18 protein-coding genes, 1 tRNA gene and 1 rRNA gene are annotated in these 25,830 nt (G+C 35.4%); all 20 read left to right on the forward strand.

Annotation, left to right across the window (positions count from 1 at the left end):
- A 23S ribosomal RNA gene (locus BLQ66_RS09750) occupies positions 1–174 on the forward strand; the annotation flags it as partial.
- Positions 175–299: 125 nt separating this feature from the next.
- Positions 300–370, forward strand: a tRNA-Trp gene (locus tag BLQ66_RS09755).
- 965 nt (positions 371–1,335) lie between these two features.
- Complete coding sequence (pckA, locus tag BLQ66_RS09760; protein WP_074522000.1) at positions 1,336–2,949, forward strand: phosphoenolpyruvate carboxykinase (ATP); 1,614 nt, start codon at positions 1,336–1,338, stop codon at positions 2,947–2,949.
- A gap of 211 nt (positions 2,950–3,160) precedes the next feature.
- The gene (locus BLQ66_RS09765; RefSeq protein ID WP_074522001.1) at positions 3,161–3,922 is read left to right on the forward strand and encodes a flagellin; all 762 of its coding nucleotides are present in this window, start codon (positions 3,161–3,163) and stop codon (positions 3,920–3,922) included.
- Positions 3,923–4,003: 81 nt separating this feature from the next.
- The gene (locus tag BLQ66_RS09770; protein WP_027432126.1) at positions 4,004–4,252 is read left to right on the forward strand and encodes a hypothetical protein; all 249 of its coding nucleotides are present in this window, start codon (positions 4,004–4,006) and stop codon (positions 4,250–4,252) included.
- 409 nt (positions 4,253–4,661) lie between these two features.
- Entirely contained in the window at positions 4,662–5,600 is a 939-nt protein-coding gene (arcC, locus tag BLQ66_RS09775) for a carbamate kinase (protein ID WP_074522002.1), read from the forward strand.
- 1,016 nt (positions 5,601–6,616) lie between these two features.
- Entirely contained in the window at positions 6,617–7,018 is a 402-nt protein-coding gene (locus BLQ66_RS09780; RefSeq protein ID WP_074522003.1) for a hypothetical protein, read from the forward strand.
- A 248-nt stretch (positions 7,019–7,266) separates the two neighbouring features.
- Entirely contained in the window at positions 7,267–8,904 is a 1,638-nt protein-coding gene (locus BLQ66_RS09785) for an ABC-F family ATP-binding cassette domain-containing protein (protein WP_074522004.1), read from the forward strand.
- Positions 8,905–9,099: 195 nt separating this feature from the next.
- A complete protein-coding gene (locus BLQ66_RS09790; protein WP_074522005.1) occupies positions 9,100–11,928 on the forward strand; it encodes a DNA translocase FtsK in 2,829 nt (942 codons plus the stop codon).
- Between the two features lie 137 nt (positions 11,929–12,065).
- Positions 12,066–13,739 carry a formate--tetrahydrofolate ligase gene (locus BLQ66_RS09795; protein ID WP_074522108.1) on the forward strand — a complete coding sequence of 558 codons (1,674 nt, stop codon included), beginning with the start codon at positions 12,066–12,068 and terminating at the stop codon, positions 13,737–13,739.
- A 112-nt stretch (positions 13,740–13,851) separates the two neighbouring features.
- Positions 13,852–15,354: a UDP-N-acetylmuramoyl-L-alanyl-D-glutamate--2,6-diaminopimelate ligase gene (locus tag BLQ66_RS09800; RefSeq protein WP_074522006.1), complete on the forward strand. Its 1,503-nt coding sequence runs from the start codon at positions 13,852–13,854 to the stop codon at positions 15,352–15,354.
- Positions 15,355–15,356: 2 nt separating this feature from the next.
- Positions 15,357–17,564: a replication restart helicase PriA gene (gene priA / locus BLQ66_RS09805; protein WP_074522007.1), complete on the forward strand. Its 2,208-nt coding sequence runs from the start codon at positions 15,357–15,359 to the stop codon at positions 17,562–17,564.
- A 26-nt stretch (positions 17,565–17,590) separates the two neighbouring features.
- On the forward strand, positions 17,591–18,061 hold the full coding sequence (def, locus tag BLQ66_RS09810) for a peptide deformylase (RefSeq protein WP_074522008.1): 471 nt from the start codon (positions 17,591–17,593) through the stop codon (positions 18,059–18,061).
- Between the two features lie 49 nt (positions 18,062–18,110).
- Positions 18,111–19,070, forward strand: a complete 960-nt coding sequence (gene fmt, locus BLQ66_RS09815) for a methionyl-tRNA formyltransferase (RefSeq protein ID WP_074522009.1) — start codon at positions 18,111–18,113, stop codon at positions 19,068–19,070.
- A 21-nt stretch (positions 19,071–19,091) separates the two neighbouring features.
- Entirely contained in the window at positions 19,092–19,814 is a 723-nt protein-coding gene (locus tag BLQ66_RS09820) for a zinc metallopeptidase (RefSeq protein ID WP_027432117.1), read from the forward strand.
- A complete protein-coding gene (rsmB, locus tag BLQ66_RS09825; protein ID WP_242869343.1) occupies positions 19,801–21,105 on the forward strand; it encodes a 16S rRNA (cytosine(967)-C(5))-methyltransferase RsmB in 1,305 nt (434 codons plus the stop codon). The genes BLQ66_RS09820 and rsmB overlap by 14 nt, the downstream gene beginning before the upstream one ends.
- 9 nt (positions 21,106–21,114) lie before the next feature.
- A complete protein-coding gene (gene rlmN / locus BLQ66_RS09830; protein ID WP_074522010.1) occupies positions 21,115–22,197 on the forward strand; it encodes a dual-specificity RNA methyltransferase RlmN in 1,083 nt (360 codons plus the stop codon).
- Positions 22,175–22,897, forward strand: coding sequence for a Stp1/IreP family PP2C-type Ser/Thr phosphatase (locus BLQ66_RS09835; protein ID WP_027432114.1), 723 nt, complete (start codon positions 22,175–22,177; stop codon positions 22,895–22,897). The genes rlmN and BLQ66_RS09835 overlap by 23 nt, the downstream gene beginning before the upstream one ends.
- A 16-nt stretch (positions 22,898–22,913) precedes the next feature.
- A complete protein-coding gene (pknB, locus tag BLQ66_RS09840) occupies positions 22,914–24,923 on the forward strand; it encodes a Stk1 family PASTA domain-containing Ser/Thr kinase (protein ID WP_074522011.1) in 2,010 nt (669 codons plus the stop codon).
- 7 nt (positions 24,924–24,930) lie between these two features.
- Complete coding sequence (gene rsgA / locus BLQ66_RS09845) at positions 24,931–25,809, forward strand: ribosome small subunit-dependent GTPase A (RefSeq protein WP_074522012.1); 879 nt, start codon at positions 24,931–24,933, stop codon at positions 25,807–25,809.
- Positions 25,810–25,830 lie beyond the last annotated feature (21 nt).

Here is a 25,830-nt window from a genome sequence, read left to right on the forward strand (position 1 = left end):
CAAGTCGGGACGGGATAAACGCTGAAGGCATCTAAGCGTGAAGCCCCCCTCAAGATGAGATATCCCATACGAATGTAGTAAGACCCCTTGAAGACGACGAGGTTGATAGGCAAAAGGTGGAAGCGTGGTGACATGTGGAGCTGATTTGTACTAATAGGTCGAGGGCTTAACCAAGTAAGGTTAAGGTTTGGATAGAGAGTGAGAAATCACTGAACAATACGAGGGTTATTCTTTAAGGATAATCAAACGGATGAATATATTTAATGTGCAGTTTTGAAGGAATGAATACATTTCCTTATAGGGGTGTGGTGAAGTGGTATCATAGGGGTCTCCAAAACCTTTGGTGGGAGTTCGATTCTCTCCACCCCTGTTAAGATTTAAGGCATCGGTTTTACCGGTGCTTTTTTTGTGCTCTAAATTCGCCCATATAGCCCCTAAATCATTTTCTAAGAGAGAAACCTCTTATCTATTAAATCACCTCATATAAAGAAGATAGATGTCATATAAGCCATATAAGCTATATTTGCTAAAAAGCCATATAAAGTTATATCTGCTAAATAATCTATACAGAGCTATATAGGCTGATCTAATGCTATATAAGTTTATCTAAAGGAATATAGAAATAAATCTATTAATCCTTCTAAATTGCTCCAGCAGATAATATAGGGATATACAAATCAAGTTTGGTACCATTTTTAAACTAGTACTGTGTTAGTTTCCTAAAAATCTTTATACTTAGCATATGGTTTATATAGAATTCTTTATCTTTCTACTAAAGTTTTTTCCAAAATATTGTATACAAATTAAGTAAAAATTAGATTTGGATTAATAAAATAAAGTGGATTTTTGAAAAATTCCATATAAATAATACATAAGTTTAGATAAAAGCTGATACTATTTAAATTAACTGATAATATCAATTTATTTAGAAATTAATTCTTTGTATAAGTATGAATTTTATGTATAATATTGAAATAATTACCTAATAAAATAAAGTAAAATTTAAAAATAGGAAAAAATATAAAAAAATATGGGACATAATTTAAGGAAATTAGGCTGAAATTGCTTTACTTTTTAAGTAAATACATAAAAAATACATTACAAAATTAAGACAAAACTGTGTTAAATTTCAGACAACCCAATTTGTAAAGTGATGTAAAGGCAGATAAATACTAGGTTTCAACGAATGTTAATTTTTAAACAACTAACTTTTAGATGTCATACCAATTTTTTGTTTGCAAGAAGAATTCTATTGATTTTATCAATCTTTAATGTATAATAGGAATTAAGTTGTTTAAATTATAACAATAATAAATTAAAGAGAGGTTTTTGACTATGGCATCAATCGATTTAAGCAAGTATGGGATCACAGGCGCTACTGAAGTGATTTATAACCCATCTTATGAAGAACTTTACAAGGCTGAGACAGATCCAAGCCTTACAGGATATGATAAGGGACAGGTTACTGAATTAGGCGCAGTAAACGTTATGACAGGTATTTATACTGGACGTTCACCTAAAGATAAGTTCATCGTTATGGATGAAAAGTCTAAGGATACAGTATGGTGGACAACACCTGAATATCCTAACGATAACCATCCAGCTTCACAGGAAGCTTGGGAGGCTTGTAAAGAATTAGCAGTTAAGGAGCTTTCTGGTAAGAAACTTTATGTAGTAGATGGTTTCTGTGGAGCTAATGAAGGAACACGTCTTGCTGTTCGTTTCATCATGGAAGTAGCTTGGCAGGCACATTTTGTTAGAAACATGTTCATTAAGCCAACAGCTGAAGAAGAAGCTAACTTCGAACCAAACTTCGTTGTTTACACAGCTTCAAAGGCTAAGGTAGAAAACTATAAGGAACTTGGTCTTAACTCTGAGACAGCAGTTCTCTTCAACGTAACAAGCCGTGAGCAGGTTATCCTTAACACATGGTACGGTGGAGAAATGAAGAAGGGTATGTTCTCTATGCAGAACTACTTCTTACCACTTGGCGGAATGGCTTCAATGCACTGTTCAGCTAATACAGATATGGAAGGTAAGCACACAGCTATCTTCTTTGGTCTTTCTGGTACAGGTAAGACAACACTTTCAACAGATCCAAAGAGATTATTAATTGGTGATGATGAGCACGGTTGGGACGATAATGGTGTATTTAACCTTGAAGGTGGTTGCTACGCTAAGGTTATCGGTCTTGATAAGGAATCAGAACCAGATATTTATAACGCTATTAAGAGAAACGCTCTTTTAGAGAACGTTACAGTTGATGCTAATGGTAAGATTGATTTCACAGATAAGAGTGTTACAGAGAATACTCGTGTATCTTACCCAATCGATCATATCGATAAGATTGCTCAGAAGGTTAACAAGATTTCTTCTGGTCCAGATGCAGATAACGTAATCTTCCTTTCAGCAGATGCTTTCGGAGTACTTCCTCCAGTATCTATTCTTACACCAGAGCAGACAAAGTATTACTTCCTTTCAGGATTTACTGCTAAGCTTGCTGGTACAGAAAGAGGTATTACAGAACCTACACCTACATTCTCTGCTTGCTTCGGTCAGGCTTTCCTTGAGCTTCACCCAACAAAGTATGCTGAAGAACTTGTAAAGAAGATGGAAAAGAGCGGTGCTAAGGCTTACTTAGTTAACACAGGTTGGAATGGTACAGGTAAGAGAATTTCTATTAAGGATACTCGTGGAATCATTGATGCAATCCTTTCAGGTGATGTATTAAAGGCTCCTACAAAGAAGATTCCTTACTTCGATTTCGAAGTACCTACAGAACTTCCAGGTGTTGATCCTGCAATTCTTGATCCAAGAGATACATATGCAGATGCAACTGAATGGGAAGCAAAGGCTAAGGATCTTTCTGAGAGATTCATTAAGAACTTCAAGAAGTACGAGACAAACGAAGCTGGTAAGGCTTTAGTTGCAGCTGGTCCTCAGTTATAATTTGATTTATTATTGAAAGATATATAGTTGTGAATTTTGCTCCACTAGGATATTTCCTAGTGGAGTTTTTTTTATGCGTAAAATGTGTATTTCATTTCACAAAAAGTTCACTTTACAATATATTAGTACTAATGTACTATAAATATAACAAGAGGCTAATTAATAGGCAGAAAAACATTTTTAAAGAAGGATTATAAATTGGAGGTATCTTATGAGTGGAGTATCAAGTGTAACTAGTTCAAGTAACTATTACAGCTCTATTGCATCAGGTGTTTCATTACAGTCAGCAGCAGATGGCGCAGCGGAATTAGCTATATCAGAGGCCGCTGAGGCACAAGTTAATTCCTATGATGTAGGAAGTTCTAACGTAGAATCAGCAGTATCGGTGCTTAATATTGAAGATGCTGCCCTAGAAAGTATTACAGACTATTTACAGCAAATTAGGGAGCTATCAATTCAAGCTTCAAACGATACCCTTTCTTCAACAGAAAAGGCTGCTATTCAAGAAGAGATTAATCAATTAAAAGAAGGTATTACAGACATTGCAGATACAACTAACTACAATGGCATTTCACTCCTTGATGGAAGCGAAGACGATTTAAATGTGGCTACAGATGGGAATGGTTCTACAGCTACAGTTTCAACATATAATTCGACTCTAGAAGCCTTAGGAATTGCTGATTATGACGTAACAGGAGACTTTGATATATCAGACATTGATGCTGCCTTAGAGACAGTTTCTAGTATGCGTTCAGAAACAGGTGCAACAACTAATAGTATGTCCCATATTACAGCCTATAACAGCATGGCTTCATATAACCAGTCAAGGGTTTTAAGCCAGTTGCAGGATACAGATTATTCTGAGGCAGTAAGTGAGATGAAAAAGCAGGCTGTTTTAGACACCTATAAGCTTATGATGCAAAAGAAGCAGCAAGAAGACGAGAAGGAAAAGGCTAATATAGTCTTTCAGTAACATTTTATAAAAACTTTATTTACTATTTGTTCATAAAATGTTATCCTAGCCAAGTAAGAAATTTTCTGAAAGGTAGAGAATATGGTAGACAGTCGTAATTTTAAGAATTTAAATTCAACTAACAGAAGCGGTAAGGGTTCATCAAGCTTAAAGAAGAATCAGTGGGTTCCTTTTGTAATTATCGTAATTTTAGCAGTTGCATTAATTGCGCTAAATTATCTTATGATGGACATTTTACAGTGGGCTAATGACTCAGCTGCAAGCCAGACTGAGGAGACAACAGCCGCTCTACAAATGATAACTAACAACTTTATTTTTAAATTTTTCTAGATGAATTTTAGCTAACATAGATAAAGCAAGTAAATTTAAAGACCTGATTTTATTTTTATCCATTGATAAAGTAAAGTCGGGTCTTTTTATTTTTGCTTTGTGAAGCGATTAAATTAGGATAGAATTTAGGGATATATTTTTAAATAAAATTGAACGCAGTGTAAGCAATCCCCCGCTTCAAAAGCGTAAGCTTTAAGCGGGGGTATAAAGCTTACTAGTGTCAGAAGGGGTTAAAGCCCCTTCTGACAGGTGGCACAAAGTGCCACTGCGTTCATGAGGAAGTAGCGAAGCGGATTCCGAATGTCCGCTTTACTATGAGAAAAGCTAGTAAATAGCTTATTTTCCTTGCGAAGGCAGGGGCTTTATTTTATAATTAAATTAATCTTTTTTTAACTTTGGAGGTTTAAATATGGAGAATAGAAGAATTGTAGTAGCACTAGGAAGAAATGCGTTTGGTACAACATTTAATGAACAGAAAATAAATGTATCTAAAGCAGCTAAGGCAATTGCTGATTTAGTTGAGGACAAATATCAGGTTGTTGTAACTCATAGTAATGGACCACAGGTTGGTATGATTCAGACAGCTATGACTGAATATGCTAGACTTGAGCCAGAAGATAGAACTGTAGCTCCTATGTCAGTTTGTGGCGCTATGAGCGAGGGTTACATTGGTTACGATTTACAGAATGCTATTAGAGAGGAACTTCTTAACAGAGGTATTTATAAGACAGTTTCAACTGTAATTACTCAGGTAAGAGTTGATCCTTTTGATGAAGCATTTTCAAATCCAACAAAGATTATCGGCCGCTATATGACAAAGGAAGAGGCTGAAGCTGAGGAAGAGAAGGGTAATCACGTAGTTGAGGAGGAACCAGGAAAGTTTAGAAGAATTATTGCAGCTCCAATGCCTATTGATATTTATGAAATTGATGCAATCAAGGCTTTACTTGATGCAGGTCAGGTAGTTATTGCTGCTGGCGGTGGCGGAATTCCTGTTTTACAGCAGGGTACACACCTTAAGGGCGCTTCAGCTATCATTGAAAAGGATTATACAGCAGCTAAGCTTGCTGAATTTACAGGCGCTAAGACACTTTTATTCTTAACAGCTGCAGATAAGCTTACAATCGGACTTGGAACAGACAAGGAAGAGGAAGTTGATGACATTAAGGTTGAGGCACTTGTTAAGCATATTAACGAGGGCGACTTCCCAGCAATTACAACACTTCCTAAGGTTGATGCATCAGTTAGATTTGTTTCAGCTATTGAAGGCTCAAGAGCAGTAATTGCAAATCTTGAAAAGGCTAAAGATGCTCTTAATGGAAAAACTGGTACAACAATTACAGCTTAGTTTTTAAAATTGGGTTGTTTTTTTGGAAACAGAGAAGTAATTTTTTGTGGAAAATTTATTAAGAACTTTAATAGCTAATATTTTCTAATTGTTAATAGATTCTTATAAAAGATTTTTAAAAATGAATTTAAACCGGCAAATATAAGATTTCGTAAAAGAAATTAAACTTACAGTTTAATTGGCGAAAAGCTTGTATTTGCTGGTTATTTTTATATTAACTAGTTTTTTATTAGGAAAATGTTGTCGCTATTTTTCAAAAGAGAATTTATTTAAAAAACAAATTAAAGGAAAAAACATACAAAATGCAATTTTTCAAATTCGAAAAAAATTTATATGCTAGAAATATAGAAAAAATCTTTATTGGAGACATATGGACAGAAATGTTTTAGCAAAAATATAAAAAAAGTACTTTACAAATAAAAAATCCTTTGATAATATTTTGTCGTTGCAAAAACACAAACTAATTCATAAATAGTCAAACACAGATAAAAGGGGGGATTTACTGTATAAAAAAATGTAAATACCCGCTTATTTTTTTGACTATTATGTAAACGATTACACTAGTCGTATTTGAAAGTTTAAATTTGGCGATTTAGTTTCTGATTCGATTGGATTAATCAAGAAAAAACTAAAGAAAAAGTAAAAAAACAAAAAACTAACAGAGAAAGAATCAATTGATTAATATTATGCTAAAAGATGAGAGAAAAAGCCACAAGAAGATAAAGGAAGAAGTCACAAAAAGATCGAAGTAAAAGATAAAAGTAAAAGATAGAAGAAGATACAAAAAGATGGGTTTTAGTTAACCATAAATGTACTGCAAAGATAAAGACATCCCAGGGCTTAAATTAAGAAATGGGATGGTTTTGAGAATATTTTATACATATTTTAAGGCAACTTAAATTGAGACCAATTAAATTAAACACTATACAATTATTTAAAAAATGTATAGCCAAAAGAAAACAAACAGAGAATGTTAGAAAATGAACTATAAGAAAAAATTAGTGTAGGAGGAAATTATGCTATATTTAGGATCTAATGATTCAAAAATTTCGAATTTTAATTTAACAAAGATGTTTGAGGATTATTTTTATAATATCTTTAAAATTAATAGTATGTGCGAGAAGATCACAAATGAGGAAATTGAGAATATGATAGTGGGACATAAAATGATTGTGGTTTCTTTAGATGAGACGGTGTTACAGACAGAACATGGAGACTTCTTATTAAATATGATAAAGAAGCTGCTTAAGAGAAAGGCTATTTATGTGAGATTTTTGATGTACGATTATGAGGATTTGCCAGCTAGCTTTTCATGGATTGTTGAGAAATATAACAAGTATATTCAACCCCTAAGCTATAATGACGATCCCTTTGATGTATTTTTTAAATATACATTTCCTAATATAGAAGTGAAATAGATTTCTTTCATAATTATAAGAAGGAAATATAATAAGAAGATTTATGATAAGATGATAAATAACACCCCAGTTTTATGGCATACATGAAGCAGGGGTGTTATTTTTATTTTAAAATGTGTAAATTAGTTTTACTTGCATTTAGGCTTTATAACCTCTATAATTATTATGTTTGTGCTTTAATGGCACGTTGTTTGTAATTTTAGATTAGACTGAAATACTTTGTATTTCTATTTGGAGGTTATATTTAGATGATTAGTGCTAATAATGTAACATTGAGAATCGGTAAGAAAGCTCTTTTTGAAGATGTTAATATTAAGTTTACAGAAGGTAACTGTTATGGTCTTATTGGTGCCAACGGTGCAGGTAAGTCAACATTCCTTAAGATTTTAACAGGCCAGATCGAGCCAAGTAAGGGTGATGTTTCAATCACACCTGGTCAGAGATTATCTTTCTTAGAGCAGGATCACTTTAAGTATGATGAATATACTGTTTTAGATACTGTAATTATGGGTAATGCTCGTCTTTATGAGATTATGAAGGAGAAGGAAGCAATTTATGCTAAGGAAGACTTTACTGAAGAAGATGGTAATAAGGCTTCTGAATTAGAGGCAGAATTTGCTGATATGAACGGTTGGGAATCAGAGTCAGACGCTGCTCAGCTTCTTAATGGCTTAGGTGTTGAAACAGAGAATCACTATAAATTAATGAGCGAACTTGATGGTTCACTTAAGGTTAAGGTATTACTTGCTAAGGCTTTATTTGGTAACCCTGATATCTTACTTCTTGATGAGCCTACTAACCACTTAGATTTAGATGCCATTGCTTGGTTAGAAGAGTTCTTAATTAACTTTGATAATACAGTTATTGTTGTTTCCCATGATAGATATTTCCTTAATAAGGTATGTACTCATATCGCTGATATCGATTATGCTAAGATTCAGTTATATGCTGGTAACTACGACTTCTGGTATGAATCAAGCCAGTTACTTATTAAGCAGATGAAGGAAGCTAATAAGAAGAAGGAAGAAAAGATTAAGGAATTACAGGACTTCATCCAGAGATTCTCTGCTAATGCTTCTAAGTCTAAGCAGGCTACATCTAGAAAGAGAGCCTTAGAGAAGATCGAACTTGATGAAATCAGACCATCTTCAAGAAAGTATCCTTATATCGACTTTAGACCACAGAGAGAAATCGGTAATGAAGTATTACAGGTTGAAGGAATTTCTAAGACAATTGATGGTGTTAAGGTATTAGATAACGTTTCATTTATTGTAAATCATGATGATAAGATTGCATTTGTAGGTTCTAACGAGCTTGCAACTACAACACTTTTCAATATTATTACAGGTCAGATGGAACCTGATGAAGGTAGCTACAAGTGGGGTGTTACAACATCTCAGGGTTACTTCCCTAAGGATTCAGCTGCAGAGTTTAATAGAGAAGATACAATTGTTGAATGGTTAACACAGTATTCACCAGATCCAGATCCTACATATGTAAGAGGATTCCTTGGAAGAATGTTATTTGCTGGTGATGATGGCGTTAAGAAGGTTAAGGTATTATCCGGTGGCGAGAAGGTTAGATGTTTACTTTCTAAGATGATGATTATGGGTTGTAACTGTTTAGTATTTGATGACCCTACAAACCACTTAGACATGGAATCAATTACTGCCCTTAATAATGCTTTAATTAAGTTTAATGGTGTGACAATCTTTACTTCACACGATCATCAGTTCATTCAGACAACAGCTAATAGAATCATGGAGATCGTTCCATCAGGTCAGTTAATCGATAAGATTACAACTTATGATGAGTATCTTGAAAGTGATGAAATGGCTAGAAAGCGTCAGGGTTTTGCTGATGCTGCATCAGATGATGAAGACTAACTTAAGAATTGCTTGATTTAAGGATTAGATTCATTTTTAAAAATGTTTTAAAAGTTTGGACATATACAAACAAATATAATATGTGAAATTAGGAAGTGATTTGCTTAATTGCATTTCGCTTCCTTGTTTTACTTTTGGCTTATATGGTATAATAAATAAGTTTAAAGAATGCTTTGGGACGGGAGGAAATCATAAATGGCTTTAGCTAGTAAAAATAATAAAAGGCCAGTAAAAACAGTAAGTAGGGCAAATAGTAAGTCTAGCAGTGATGCTAAGACTAGTTCAAATAAAAAGACTAAGGGCGAAGAGGCAAAAAAGACTGAGGAAGCTCAGGAAGAATACGGTCTAAAGGAAGAAATAGTGGTATTGATTGCATTTGCATGCGCTGCTATTTTAGTCCTATCAAATTTCGAATTAGCAGGTTCTGTAGGTAGAGCAATTAAGTGGCTCATGTTTGGTTTTATTGGGGTAATGGAATATTTCTTCCCATTTGTTGTGGCAGGAACTATTATCTTTATTTCTGTAAACAAGAGCTTTATTAAGATTGCGCGAATCAAGGCTATTGCAGTATACGGCCTTATGGTAGACCTAGCTGCAATGTGGCAGAGAATTACAAATGTACCTAGAGTTGAAGGTAACATTTTCTCCTTCTTTACAGTGTGTGCTAATGACAAAATCGGCGGCGGCTTTTTTGGCGGCCTTCTTTGTAAGATTTTATATCCTCTTGGAACAGTTGGATCGTTTGTGATTATGCTTGCTTTAATGATTATTTGCATCGTGGTAATCACTGAGAAATCCTTTATTAAGGGCATGAAGAATGCTAAGACTAAGAGTAAGGAATTTATCGAAGTAGCTAAGAAGGATTATTTTGAATATAAGGAACAAAATGACCTTGCAGATTATGAAGATGATGAAGACGAAGAACTTGAAAGAAATGGACATTTTTCTAAAAATGCTAACAAAAACGCTATTGAAGAAAATGGACAAATAGATTCAACTAAAAAGAAGAAAAAGAGCCCAGCAAGAAGAATGGGACGAAAAGTTTTAGGCGTTACATCTGATACTTTAATTGAAAGAAACGGACAAGGAGATGGGGATATTAATATAGAAAATGTTGAGGCAATTTCTAATCCCGAGGATGAGTATTCAAAGGATATTTATGAACCAGATTCTAACAATCAGGTCTTTAATGGCTTTAACAACGTAATGACAGATGAAGACTATGATGATGCTTATAATGATAATCAAGGCGATAATCACAATGATAGTTACAGTGATAATCAAGGTGATAGCTATAAGGAAAGCCATAACGAGGCAGCACAGGAAGCTTCTAATGCATTAGATGAGGATTTAAGAGCAGATGTTGCATCTGATAATGATTTTGTATCGGCTTATAATGCAGGTTCTAATGCTTATGCAAGCCCTAATGCACATGCTAGTTCTAATACTTATGAAAACCCTAATGCACATGCTAGTTCAGGTGCTAGAGATAGCTTAACTGAAAGTTATGGTCAGGCAGCAGCTAAGGAGACTCCATTTGAAAAGGGCAATCAAAAGAAATATCACAAGCCTGATATTAACTGCCTTAAGCGTAGTAAAAAAACTGCATTTCTTGGTGCATCCACAGGCAAGAATGATGAGACTGCAAGAGTACTAAAACAGACACTACTTAACTTTGGTGTAGCTGTAGATGTAGTTGGAATTAGCTATGGCCCATCGGTTACAAGATATGAAATTCAGCCTGAACAAGGAGTTAAGGTTAGTAAAATCGTTTCCCTTGCAGATGATATTAAGTTAAGCCTTGCGGCAGCAGATATTAGAATTGAGGCACCAATTCCTGGTAAGTCAGCCATTGGTATTGAAGTGCCTAATAAGGAAGCAACAACAGTTGGACTTAGAGAGTTAATTGAATCTAAGGAATTTAAGAATGCTAAGTCAAAGCTTGTATTTGCTACAGGTAGAGATATTGCTGGTAAGGTAATTTTAGCGGATATTGCTAAGATGCCTCATATGCTTATTGCTGGTGCTACAGGTTCTGGTAAGTCAGTTTGTATTAATACAATTATTACAAGTATTTTATATAATGCATCTCCTGAAGATGTAAGAATGATTTTGGTAGATCCAAAGGTGGTTGAACTTAGTGTTTATAATGGCATTCCACATCTAGCTGAAAAAGTTGTAACAGATCCTAAGGAAGCTGCTAAGGCGCTTAACTGGGCAGTTATTGAAATGGATAGACGATATAAGGATTTTGCTAAATACGGTGTTAGAAACCTTGAAGGTTATAATGAGAAGGTTGTTAAGGGCGAAATTATTGATGATCAGGGCGAAGTTGTTAAGGATAAGAAACCACAGATTCTTATTATTATTGATGAGTTAGCTGATCTTATGATGGTTTCTGCAAATGAAGTTGAAGATGCAATCTGTAGACTTGCTCAGCTTGCAAGAGCTGCAGGAATTCACATGGTTATTGCAACACAAAGACCTTCAGTTAATGTTGTAACTGGACTTATTAAGGCAAATGTACCGTCAAGAATTGCATTTGCAGTATCCTCAGGTGTGGATTCAAGAACTATCCTTGATATGAATGGTGCTGAAAAACTACTTGGAAAGGGCGATATGCTCTACTTCCCTTCAAATTTACCAAAGCCTTTAAGAGTGCAGGGCGCCTTTATTTCTGATGAAGAAGTGGCAGACATGGTAGAGGATGTAAAAAGAAAGAATCCACCAGTAGTATATGATGAGAGCATTTCAAAGACTGAAATTGGGGCAGCCTTAGTTGGCCAGTCACAAAGTCAGGATGAAAGAGATCCTTTATTTGCTGAGGCAGGACGCTTCGTTATTGAAAACGAAAAGGGTTCCATTGGTATGCTTCAAAGACATTTTAAAATTGGATTTAACAGAGCCGGCAGAATCATGGACCAGCTCTTTGATGCAGGGGTTGTTGGCCAGGAAATGGGAACAAAACCTAGAAAAGTTGAGATGTCCCTTGAGGATTTCAACAATAATCTTGCAAATGGTTAATTAAGATAAGTCTTTTATGGAAAGATAGCTAGAATAGTAAATGTGTTTAAATAGCAATTGTGAGAGAACTAACAATATGGTACAATCTACATGCGTTTACAAAACGTATCTTTTATTTTTGGAGGATTTGTATGGCAGTGAAAAGTGATATTGAAATCGCACAGGAAGCAACAATGAAACACATCAAGGAAGTGGCTAAGTTAGTAGACATTTCTGAGGACGATTTAGAGATGTATGGCAAGTATAAGGCTAAGATCTCCGATGAGGCTATTGAGCGTGTTTCAAAAAATGAGGATGGTAAGTTGATTCTAGTTACAGCAATTAACCCAACACCAGCAGGTGAGGGTAAGACTACAATTAGTATTGGACTTACAGAGGCACTTAATAAGTTAGGAAAGAAGACTGTAGCAGCACTAAGAGAACCTTCTCTTGGACCATGTTTTGGTATTAAGGGTGGTGCAGCTGGTGGCGGATACGCTCAGGTAGTTCCTATGGAGGACCTTAATCTACACTTTACTGGAGATTTTCATGCAATAACTTCTGCTAACAACCTATTAGCAGCTATGCTTGATAATCATATTCATCATGGTAACGAGCTTGACATCGATGTTAATAGAGTTGTTTGGAAGCGTTGCCTTGATATGAATGATAGAGCATTACGTAATATTGTAGTTGGACTTGGCGAGAAGACTGATGGTGTTCCAAGACAGGATCATTTCATAATTACAGTAGCATCTGAGATTATGGCTATCCTATGTCTTTGTGAAGATATGCAGGATTTAAAGAGAAGATTAGACAATATTATCGTTGCATATAATAGAGCTGGAGAGCCTGTAACAGCTAAAGATTTAAAGGCAACAGGTGCAATGGCAGCCTTACTTAAGGATGCAATTAAGCCTAATATGATTCAGACATTAGAGAATACACCAGTACTTGTACATGGTGGCCCATTTGCTAATATTGCACATGGATGTAACTCAGTAAGAGCAACAAAGCTTGCACTTAAGCTTGCTGATTATACAGTTACAGAGGCAGGATTTGGCGCAGATCTTGGTGCTGAGAAGTTCCTTGATATTAAGTGTCGTATGGCAGGCCTTAAGCCAGATGCTGTAGTAATTGTAGCAACAGTTAGAGCCTTAAAGTACAATGGTGGCGTTGCAAAGCAGGATTTAAACGAGGAGAACTTAGAAGCTCTCAAAAAAGGTATCGTAAATCTTGATAAGCATATCGAGAATATGCACAAATACGGTGTTCCAGTAGTAGTAACACTTAATTCATTTATTTCAGATACACAGGCTGAATATGAATTCATTAAGGAACATTGTGAAAGCCTTGGCTGTGAATTTGCATTGGCAAATGTATGGGCTAAGGGCGGCGAAGGTGGAATCGAGCTTGCTAACAAGGTATTAGAGACAATTGAGAAGAAGGAAAGCAATTTCGCTCCAATTTATTCACTTGATTTAAGCCTTGAAGATAAGATCAACACAATCACTAAGGAAATTTATGGCGCAAGTCATGTAACATTTGATTCAAAGGCAAAGAAGGAATTAGCTAGATTAGAAGAACTTGGCTTTGCTAAGCTTCCTATTTGTATGGCTAAGACTCAGTATTCTTTATCAGATGATGCAAGCTTACTTGGCAGACCAGAGAATTTCGATGTTAATGTAAGAGAAGTTTATGTAAATGCAGGCGCAGGCTTTGTAGTTGTGCTTACAGGTAAAATTCTTACAATGCCAGGACTTCCAAAGAAGCCAGCCGCAGTTGGAATTGACTTTGATGAAGAAAATAATAAAATAACAGGTTTATTCTAAAATATATTTACACATTTACTTAAAAGACTTTCACACATTTACTTATAATTTGCTTATAATAAAGCAAAAGATTAATGGGAGGACAAGTTATTATACTTGTTAGGTAAAAATTATGTTATTATCAGAGATTTTAAAAAATTGTATAGAAAATGAATGTACAGATTTCAGCTATGAAATCCTACAGGGTAAAGAAGATATTTATGTAACAAATGTAAGTTCTGACTCTAGAAAAGTAGATAAGGACGGCGTTTTTGTTGCAATTAAAGGAGCGGTAGTAGACGGACACAAGTTTATCCCTAATGTGATTGATAGAGCTAGTGCTATTGTAGTTGAATCTACTGCTAATTTAGCTGATATTCCAGAAGGAATCACAGTTATTAAGACAGATAACACAAGACTTGCTCTTGCCTTAATGTCAGCTAGCATCTATAAGAATCCAGATAAGGAAATTTTTACTATTGGTATTACTGGTACAAAGGGAAAGACAACTACAACATATATGATTAAGAATGTATTAGAGGCATGTGGTATTAAGACAGGTCTTATTGGTACAATCGAGACAATCATTGGTGATGAGCACATTCCATCAGAGAATACTACTCCTGAATCAAGCCAGATTCATGAAAGCTTTAGAAAGATGGTTAATGCTGGTTGTAAGGCTGTTGTTATGGAAGTTTCAAGTCAGGGACTAAAGCTTGATAGAACAGCAGGTATTATGTTTAATATTGGTGTATTTACAAACCTTGAGCCAGATCACATCGGACCTAATGAACATGAAAGCTTTGAGGATTACTTAGAATGTAAGTCAAAGTTGTTTAGACAGTGCTCAACAGGTATTTTTAATGCAGATGATGAGCATGTTGAAAAGATGATTAAGAATGCAACTTGTAAAATAGAGACATATGCTATTGATAAGGACGCAGACCTTAAGGCAAGCGATATTAAGCTTTTCCACGAAGGTGGTAATATTGGATTAAACTATAAGTTAGTTTCAAAGGATGATAGTAAGGACTTAGAAGTTAAATTAAATCTTCCAGGTCGCTTCTCAGTTTATAACTCTTTATCAGCTATTGCGGTTACAAAACATTTTGATGTGCCAGAGGCAACTCTTTTAAAGACACTTCAGGAGGTTAAGGTAAAGGGTAGAATTGAACTTGTAAAGGTATCTGATAACTTTAGTTTAATGATAGATTATGCACATAATGCTATGTCCCTTGAGAGTTTACTTACAACTTTAAGAGAATACAATCCACATAGAATTGTAACTTTATTTGGTTGTGGCGGTAACAGATCAAGAGATAGAAGATTTGAAATGGGTGAAGTATCTGGAAAATTATCAGATTTAACAATTATTACATCTGATAATCCAAGAGATGAAGAGCCTGAAGCAATTATTAAGGATATTATAACTGGAATATCTAAAACTGATGGTAAGCACGTGGATATAATAGACCGTAAGGAAGCTATTAAGTACGCAATTGCTCATGGTGAGCCAGGAGATATCATTGTTCTTGCAGGTAAGGGACATGAGGACTACCAGATCATTAAGGGCGTAAAGCATCACATGGATGAAAGAGAGCTTATTGCTGAGGTTTTAGAGGAACTTAAGAGGTAAAAATGTTTGCTGATATAATAATAGATATATCTCATGAACAATTAGATAAGACTTTTCAATACAATATCCCGGATGAACTCCGGGATATTGTTAAGATTGGAAGTTTGGTTAACATACCCTTTGGTAGAGCTAACAAGATGATTCAGGGCTATGTAATTAATATGGGGGAAGAGGCAAAGTACCCTGTGGAGAAGATTAAGTACATAGACAGCTTAGTTACAGATAAAGTGGGCCTTGCAGGGGAAATGATTGAGCTTGCTTACTGGATTAAGAAAAACTATGGTTCAACTATGAATCAAGCTCTAAAGACAGTTATTCCTGTAAAAGATAAGGTTAGCCAAAAAGAAAAGAAGTCCGTGTGTCTTAATGTGCCGGTGGATGAGGCAAAGGCAATGCTTGATACATTTTTAAAAAAGAATGCAAAGGCAAAATATAGATTAGTAGAGGCTTTGATAGAAGAAGAAATAATTGATATGAGTATTATAAAATCTAAGCTTAATATCTCAGCATCAACTATTAAATCACTTGAAGATGACGAAATTATAAAGATTAACTCAGAAGAATATTATCGAAATCCTGTGCCAAGAAGGAATATGTTTGGTAAGAATGTAGAATTAAACCCAGAGCAGAGACAGGCAGCAGATTTGATAAAAAAAGACATAGATGAAAATGTATATAGAACTTATCTTCTACACGGAATTACAGGTAGTGGAAAGACGGAAGTTTACCTGGATGTAATTGAGAAGGTTATTGAATCTGGAAAGCAAGTAATTATGCTTATTCCAGAGATTGCGCTAACTTTACAGACAGTGCAGAGATTCTACTATAGATTTGGAGATAAGGTTTCTATCTTAAATTCTAAGATGTCAAAGGGCGAGCGATACGACCAATTTTTAAGAAGCATGCGTGGGGAAATCAGTGTAATTATTGGACCTAGGTCTGCGCTGTTCACACCATTTCCTAATTTAGGTCTTATAGTTATTGATGAAGAGCATGAGGGAGCTTATAAATCCGATAAGACTCCAAGATATCATGCTAGACCCGTTGCAATTCATATAGCAAAGAAGAAACAAATTCCAGTAATACTAGGCTCGGCTACCCCAAGCGTGGATAGTTATGAAAGAGCCCTAAATGGAGAATATAAGCTAATTACTTTGACTAAGAGAGCGGGAGATGCCAAGTTACCAAAGGTCTATGTAGAAGATATGAGAGACGAGCTAAGAGCTGGCAATAGGTCTGTTTTTAGTAGAAGGTTAAAGACACTAATTAGTGATAGACTTGAAAAGAAGGAGCAGATAATGCTCTTTTTAAATAAAAGAGGCTATGCAGGATTTATATCTTGTAGAAGCTGCGGGCATGTAATGAAGTGCCCTCATTGTGACGTTTCCTTAACGGCCCATAATAACGGGAAACTTATCTGCCACTATTGTGGTTATGAGCAGGAAAATGTTACAACTTGCCCAGAATGTGGTTCGAAATATATAGCTGGATTTAGGGCAGGAACCCAAGCATTAGAAAAATTACTTAAAAGAGAGTATCCTAATGCTAGAGTCCTTCGTATGGACACAGATACAACAAAGAATAAGGGTGGACATGAAAGAATCCTTGAATGCTTTGCAAATCATGAGGCAGACATTTTAGTAGGTACTCAGATGATTGTAAAGGGACACGATTTTCCAGATGTTACTTTAGTTGGCATTGTGGCAGCAGATATGTCACTTTATGCTAGTGATTACAAGGCCCCTGAAAAGACCTTCCAGTTGCTTACTCAAAGTGCTGGTAGAGCTGGTAGAGGTAAAAGTCTTGGAGAGGTGGTAATTCAAAGCTATACACCAGACCACTATAGTATTCAAACTGCGGCACATCAGGATTTTAGAGGATTTTTTGATCAAGAAATAAGCTATAGAAAATTACTGGGCTATCCTCCAATATTAAATATGTTAAAAGTTACCTTATCAAGCCCTAATGAAGAGGCTCTAGATAGGGCTAGTACAAGCTTAAAGGAGAGAGCGGACAAGGTAAATAATTCAATAGTTTTAGGTCCAACTAAAGCTAATATTTATAAAATTAATGATATTTTTAGCAAAGTTATATATATTCGCAATAAAGAATATGGTAAACTAAGCAGTGTATATGAGAACTTGGACAATTTTGTTATTGGAAACCCATTGTTTAAAAATGTTTTAGTCAATTATGACTTTAATGAATAGTATTATAAAGATAGGAGAATAATAATATGGCAATCAGAAATATTAGAGAAATTGGTGATGATATATTAAGAGCAGAATGCAAAGAAATAAAAGAAATGACACCAAGAATTAAGGAACTTATCGAGGATATGTTTGAAACAATGTATGAGGCTAACGGTGTTGGTCTTGCAGCTCCTCAGGTAGGTATAAGAAAGAGATTAGTAGTAATTGATTGTGGCGATGATCCAATCGTATTAATTAATCCAGTTGTTTTAGAGACAAGCGGAAGCCAGACAGGACAGGAGGGTTGCCTTTCAGTTCCAGGTAAGGTAGGTATTGTTACAAGACCTAACTATGCTAAGGTTAAGGCTTTAAATGAAGATATGGAAGAAATTATTGTAGAAGGCGAAGAATTACTTGCTAGATGTATGCTTCATGAAATCGACCATTTAAATGGCGTAATGTATGTTGATAAGATTGAAGGCGAGTTAATGGAAGTTGACTACGACGAAGAATAATCCATAAATATAGAAGATAAATTCATAAATATAGAAAAGAGGCAAATTAGTGAGAGTAATTTTTATGGGAACACCGGATTTTTCGGTGGGTACATTAGAAGCTATTATAAAGGCAGGACATGAAGTTTGCGCAGTAGTTACACAGCCTGATAAGCCAAAGGGAAGAAGTAAACAATTACAATTCTCTCCTGTAAAGGAGGCGGCTCTTGCCCATAATTTAGAAGTCCTACAGCCAGAGAAAGCTAGAGACCCTGAATTTGTAGAAGAATTAAGAAGATATAATGCTGATGTTTTCGTAGTTGTAGCATTTGGCCAGATTCTACCAAAGGAAATTATTGAGATGCCAAAGTATGGTTGTGTTAACGTCCATGCATCTTTACTTCCTAAGTATAGAGGTGCTGCACCTATTCAGTACGCAGTTATTGATGGTTGCGAATATTCAGGCGTTACAACAATGCAGATGAATGAAGGCCTTGATACAGGCGACATTCTTATGGTAGAAAAGTTAAAGCTTGATCCTAAGGAAACAGGTGGTTCTTTATTTGATAAATTAGCAGTTGTAGGCGCTAACTTACTTGTTAAGACTTTAGAAGGCCTTAAAGAGGGAAGTATAAGTCCAATTCCTCAAAAGGAAGAGGATTCTAAATATGTTAAGATGATAAAGAAGTCCATGGGAGAGATAGATTTTAATAAGTCTGCAGTAGTTATTGAAAGACTTATTAGAGGTCTTAATCCATGGCCATCAGCTTTCACACATTTACAAGGAAAGACTTTTAAGATTTGGGAAGCTAATTGCCTTGATGATGTTACTGATGCAAAAGTCGATTTAAGCACAGCTAAGAACGGCGAAATCGTAGCTCTAAGAAAGAATTCCCTTGTAATTAAAACAGGAGAGGGTTACTTAGAGGCTCTTGAAGTTCAGTTAGAAGGCAAGAAGAGAATGGATGCAGGCTCCTTCCTTCGTGGCAATAACATTGAACTTGGCACAGTATTTGGTAAGGAAGAATAATCATAAAAAGAGGTGACTTATATGTACTATGGATATGGTTTAGGCTATGGATATTATTTTGATCCAACTTATATACTAATAATTATAGCAGCAGTACTAGCCTTGCTTGCACAGCTTAGAGTTCAATTTACATTTTCAAAATACTCAAAAGTAGCAAGCTCTAGAGGTCTTACAGGGGCTATGGTTGCTGAACAGATTCTTAGAAGCGAAGGAATCTATGATGTGGGTGTTGCCCATGTTTCAGGTTCTCTTACAGATCACTACGATCCAAGAACTAAGATGGTAAATTTATCAGATTCGGTATATAATATGTCTTCTATAGCAGCGGTTGCTGTAGCAGCCCATGAATGTGGACATGCAATTCAGCACAACAGAGGCTATGTGCCACTAAGCCTTAGATCTGCAATAGTACCTTTTGCCAATATTGGTTCAAAGGCATCTTGGATTTTTATTATACTTGGTGTGCTTTTAAGCTGGAATCAGACACTTATTACAGTGGGAATCTTAATGTTCTCTCTTGCAGTGCTTTTCCAGATTGTTACACTTCCAGTTGAGTTTAATGCCTCAGCTAGAGCTCTTAGAATTTTAAAATCTAACGGAATGCTTGTAGATAGAGAAAATTCTAAGGCAAGATCTGTACTAACAGCAGCAGCTCTTACTTATGTAGCAAGTGCTGCCTCAGCTATTTTACAGTTACTTAGATTAATAATTTTATTTGGAGGAAATAACCGTGACGACCGCTAATAATTCGGTTAATCTAAGAGCAGTTGTTTTAGATATGCTCTTAGAGAATGAAAAGAACGGCGAATTTTCTAACTATCTTTTAAATAATGCGCTGGCTAAATACCAATATTTGGAAAAGAGCCAGCGCTCATTTATCGCTAAGCTTTTTATTGGAAGTATTGAAAGAAAGATAGAATTAGACTATGTTTGCAATCAATTTTCAAAAACCAAAACAAAGAAAATGAAGCCCTTAATTAGGGTCTTAATTAGAATGTCAATTTACCAGCTTTTATACATGGATTCAGTGCCTGAGTCTGCAGTTTGTAATGAGGCTGTTAAGTTAGCAACTAAGCGTGGTTTTGTAAGCTTAAAGGGCTTTGTAAATGGCGTATTAAGAAATATTGCAAGAAATAAGGATTCAATAGAATATCCAGCAGAAAGTGACTACATTTTACATAATAGTATTAAATATTCAATGCCAGAATGGATTATTAAGCTTTGGCTTGAAAGCTATAGTAAAGAGGAAGTTTCTGATATTCTAGAGGGTCTCTTTAAAGAGAAAAGAACCTATATTAGAGTTAATACAAGTAAGATTAGTCCTAAGGATTTAAAGGAAAAGCTAGAATCTGAAGGGGTTAAGGTTGTTAATACTGAGATTGATTATGCACTAGAGATTTCGGATTATGATTATTTGACTAATTTAGACAGTTTTAATGAAGGACTTTTCCAGATTCAGGATTTAAGCTCAATTATTGCAGGTTACAATTCTCATTTTGAAAATGGACAGACAGTAGTGGACGTTTGCGCCGCTCCTGGTGGCAAGACAATCAATGCTAGTTTGTGGGTTGGCGATGAAGGAAGAGTTTATTCTAGAGACATTTCCTATGAAAAGCTTGATAAGATTGAGGAAAATCTTGATAGATTAGGAATTACTAATGTAGAGACAGAAGTGTTTGATGCCTCAGAACTTGATGAAAGTTTAGTGGCTAAGGCAGATGTAGTAATTGCTGACCTACCTTGTTCAGGTCTTGGTATTATAGGTAGAAAGCCAGACATTAAATACAATGCGAGTCCTGAAAAATGTGCTGAATTGATAGAAATTCAAAAAAATATTTTAACTACAGTAGTTAATTATTTGAAAGAATCTGCTATACTAGTTTATAGTACTTGTACAATCAATAAGGCAGAGAATGAAGAACAAGTGGAATTTATAAAGGGTCTAGGCTTTGAACTTTTAGACATGAAGCAGTTATTAGCTGGAAAGACAAAGGACACAGACGGATTCTTTTATGCAATTTTAAAGAAGAAGTAAGGTATTAGAATGGATATTAATTATAAGATTAAGGACGGTAGAGTGGATTTAAAGAGTCTACACTCTAGCGAACTAATTGAATATATAGAGAGCTTAGGAGAGAAGAAGTTTAGAGCTAATCAGCTTTATCAGTGGATGCACGAAAAGCTTGTAACTAACTTTGATGACTGCCTTAATATTCCTGCTAAGCTTAGAGATAGTTTAAAGGAAAATGCATATCTTATGGCACTTGAGCCAATAAGGGTGCAGACATCACAAATTGATGGAACACAAAAGTACTTATTTAAACTCTACGATGGCAATGTCATTGAAAGTGTATTAATGAAGTACCACCATGGAAATTCAGTTTGTATTTCATCCCAGGTTGGATGTAAAATGGGTTGTCGCTTCTGTGCGTCAACACTTGACGGTTGTGTAAGAAACCTCACACCTTCTGAAATGTTAGATCAGGTCTATAGAATTCAGAGCATTTCAGGAGAGCGAGTTTCTAATATAGTAATTATGGGTTCTGGCGAGCCTATGGATAATTACGACAATGTTATTAAGTTTCTAGAGTTGATTAATTCTGAAAAAGGGCTTAATATTAGTCTTCGTAATTTAACAGTTTCTACTTGTGGTTTAGTGCCAAAGATTAGAGAGTTAGCTGACCTTGAGCTACAGATAACTCTTGCGATTTCTTTACATGCACCTAATGACGAGCTTAGAAAGACTATGATGCCTATAGCTAATAAGTATTCTATAGAAGAAATAATGGATGCCTGCAGATATTATCTTGATAAGACAGGCAGAAGAATTTCCTTTGAGTACAGCTTAGTAAAGGGCGTTAATGATACTAAGGAATGTGCAAGTCAGTTAATTGATTTGGTACATGGCCTTAATTGTCATATTAACCTTATTCCGGTTAATCCGATTAAGGAAAGAGATTACGAACAATCTAATAAGGATGCTATTATGGCATTCAAAAATAAACTTGAAAAATGTGGAATTAATGTTACTATTAGAAGAGAAATGGGCCGAGATATTGACGGCGCATGTGGTCAATTAAGAAAAAGTTATATGGAGGATAGTCATGAAAGCAGTAGCAATGACTGATATTGGTAAAAAAAGAAAAACCAATCAGGATTTTGTCTATACATCTATGACACCTATAGGAATACTCCCGAATCTTTTCATTGTGGCAGATGGCATGGGGGGCCATAAAGCAGGCGACACGGCATCAAGATTTACAGTGGAAACACTAGTAAAGCTACTTAAGGAGAACCTAACTAAGGATGCTGTTAGCACAGTAGAGAAGGCGATTTTAGAGGTAAACACATTACTTCTAGAAAAGGCTAAGGAATCAGAAGATTATACAGGCATGGGGACAACACTTTGCCTAGCAAGTATTATTGATGATACACTTTTAGTTGCCAACGTAGGGGATAGTAGACTATACGTAGTTGATGAGGACATACGACAAGTTACCAGAGACCACTCATTGGTTGAGGAAATGGTTCTTGCAGGTGAGATTAACAAAGAGGAAGCAAGAAATCATGAGAGGAAAAATGTTATAACGAGGGCTATTGGCGGTACAACTACCGTAGAGCCAGATATGTTTAGAATAGACCTAAAGAAAAACGATAGGATTTTATTATGTAGTGATGGTTTAACTAACATGCTCGAGGATACAGAGATTGCTGATATCATTAAAGATGAGTCAGATATTAATAATGCCGCAAAGAAACTGATAGACAAGGCTAATAAGAATGGCGGGCTAGATAATATATCAGTTGTTATTATTAAAACTAATTAGAAAGGTATAAATTAATATGTTGAGAAAAGGACAGTTTTTAGCTGACAGATATGAAATACTAGAGCAGATCGGCGCTGGAGGAATGGCTGATGTGTATAAGGCTAAATGCCACAAACTTAATAGATTTGTTGCCATTAAGGTTATGAAAAAAGAATTTAGTGATGATAAGACTTTTGTTACTAAATTTAGAGCAGAGGCTCAGTCTGCTGCAGGTCTTACACATTCTAATGTCGTAAGCGTTTATGATGTTGGAGATGAAGATGGCATCTATTATATTGTTATGGAATTAGTTGAGGGTATTACCCTTAAGAAATATATAGAAAAAAGAGGTAGAATTCCATTTAAGGAAGCTGCTAGTATTGCTATTCAGGTAGTAAACGGCATGGAAGCTGCCCACAAGGCTGGAGTTGTTCACAGAGATATTAAACCTCAGAATATTATTATTTCAAAGGACGGTAAGGTTAAGGTTACTGACTTTGGTATTGCTAAGGTTTCATCTAATACAACAATTAACTCATCACAGACAATGGGCTCTGTTCACTACATTTCACCAGAACAGGCAAGAGGTGGATACTCAGATGCTAGAACTGATATTTACTCAATGGGTATCACAATTTTTGAGATGTTAACAGGAACTGTACCATTTGATGCAGATAATTCAGTAACAGTTGCTGTAAAGCATATACAGGATAAGATTCCACTTGCATCAACACTTGCTGAGGGAATCCCTGTAAGTATAGATAAGATTGTTGCAAAATGTACTGAGAAAAAGCCTGACAGAAGATATCAGACAGCAGAAGAATTACTTGCTGATTTAAAGAAATCTCTTGTTATGCCAGATGTAGATTTTGTTAAAATGGCACCAATAATGGAGGATGAAATGTCAAAGAAAGAAGAAAATGAAGAATTAAATGAAGATTTAGACGTTCTTGACGATGACAATGAAGAAACACTAGAAGATCTTGACGACGAAGATGGCGTTTTAGATGATGAAGACGAGGATGAAGATGATATTGATGATGAAAGTAATGAAAAGCTTGATAAGATCATGAAGTATATCGGAATCGGTATTGCAGCTATTATTCTTATTATTACAGTATTTGTAATCTTAAAGTTAGTAGGTTGTGGTTCTTCTTCAACAGAGACAGAAACAGAGACAACAACAGTTTCAGAAGATGATTCAAGCCTTGTTTCAGTACCTGATGTTACAGGTAAGTCAAAGGAAGAGGCTATTGAGGCATTAAATGAAGTAAGCCTTGGTTACTCAATTGTTACACAGAGCTCTTCAACAGTAGAAGAAGGCTATGTAATTAGTCAGGGTACAACAGCAGGCTCTAAGGTTTCTGCTAATACAAGAATCGTTCTTACAGTAAGTAAGGGAACTGAAACAGAAACAGTTTCTGTTACTAATGTAAAGGGCATGACAGAGGAAAAGGCTACTGAAACTCTTAAGGATTTAGGCTTTGAGGTTGAAGTAGAATATGCATATAGTACAACAGTTGAAGCTGGTAATGTTATTAGCTACTCACCAACAGGTAGTGCAGAAAAGGGCTCTACAATTACTATTAAGGTAAGTAGAGGTGAGGAAGAGAAGACAGTTACTATGATTGATTTAACAGGTATGTCAGAGTCATCTGCTATTTCATGGTTAACGTCTAATAGTTTAACATATACAATTCAGTATCAGACATCATCTGGTGAGTATGGATATGTAACAGCTCAGAACTATAAGGAAGGTGCATCGGTAACTACAAGTACAAGCATTGTTGTAACAGTTAGTCATAAGGAAGCTACAGTAGATATTCCTGATGTTACTGAAATGTCATCAGCAAAGGCTAAGTCGACACTCGAAGCTGCAGGATTTAATGTCTCTACTGTTACTGCAGCAAGTGATACAGTAGCTAAAGGTAATGTAATAAGTTATTCACCAACAGGATCTGCAGTAAAAGGTTCAACAATTACTATTACTGTAAGTTCAGGACCTGCAGAAATAGAATCTGGCACAAATGAAGCAGGTACTAACTAGGTAGTTCATGCAGGGTAAGATAATTAAAGGTATCGCTGGCTTCTACTATGTTTACATAGAAGAAGTCGGCGCTATATATGAGTGTAAGGCAAAAGGCGTTTTTAGAAATAAGAAGATTAAGCCTTTAGTAGGTGATAATTGCCTAGTGGATATTGTGGATGAAGAAAATCTAAAGGGTAATATTACAGAAATTCTTGAAAGAAAGAATTCTCTTATTAGACCGGCTTTTGCCAATATAGATCAAGCGATGGTTATATTTGCCGTTAAACAACCAGATATAAACTACAATCTCTTAGATAGATTTTTAGTTTATATGGACTATCAGGATGTGGATACTGTAGTGGTTTTTAACAAGGTAGATTTAGCAACAAAAGAAGAAATTGATGCATTAGAATCAATTTATAATAAATGCGGTTGTAGGTTAATATGGGTAAGTACCTATGACAAGACTGGTGTAGACGAGGTTTTAGAATGTCTAAAGGGCAAGACAACAGTGCTTGCAGGCCCTTCAGGAGTTGGAAAATCTTCCCTCACTAATTTGATTTTACCAGAGGAGGTTAATGCCACTGGTGAGGTTAGTAAAATTGGTAGAGGACGTCATACCACAAGGCATTCAGAAATTTTTAATGTAAGTCCTAATACGTATATTGCAGATACGCCGGGCTTTACATCACTTAACCCTCCTGATATAGAAAAGGAAGAGTTAAGATTTTATTTTGAAGAATTTAAAGAGCATGAGGGAAATTGCAGATTTAACGGTTGCGTACATGTAAATGAGCCGGACTGCAGTGTAAAGAAAGCTCTAGCGGATGGACAGATAAGTAAGAGACGATATCAGAGCTATATAGAAATATTTGATGAATTAAAAAATAAAAAGAAATATTAAAGTGTAAAAAGGAAGTAAGAT

It is taken from the genome of Lachnospira pectinoschiza (assembly GCF_900103815.1).
In the GTDB taxonomy this organism is placed as follows: domain Bacteria; phylum Bacillota; class Clostridia; order Lachnospirales; family Lachnospiraceae; genus Lachnospira; species Lachnospira pectinoschiza_B.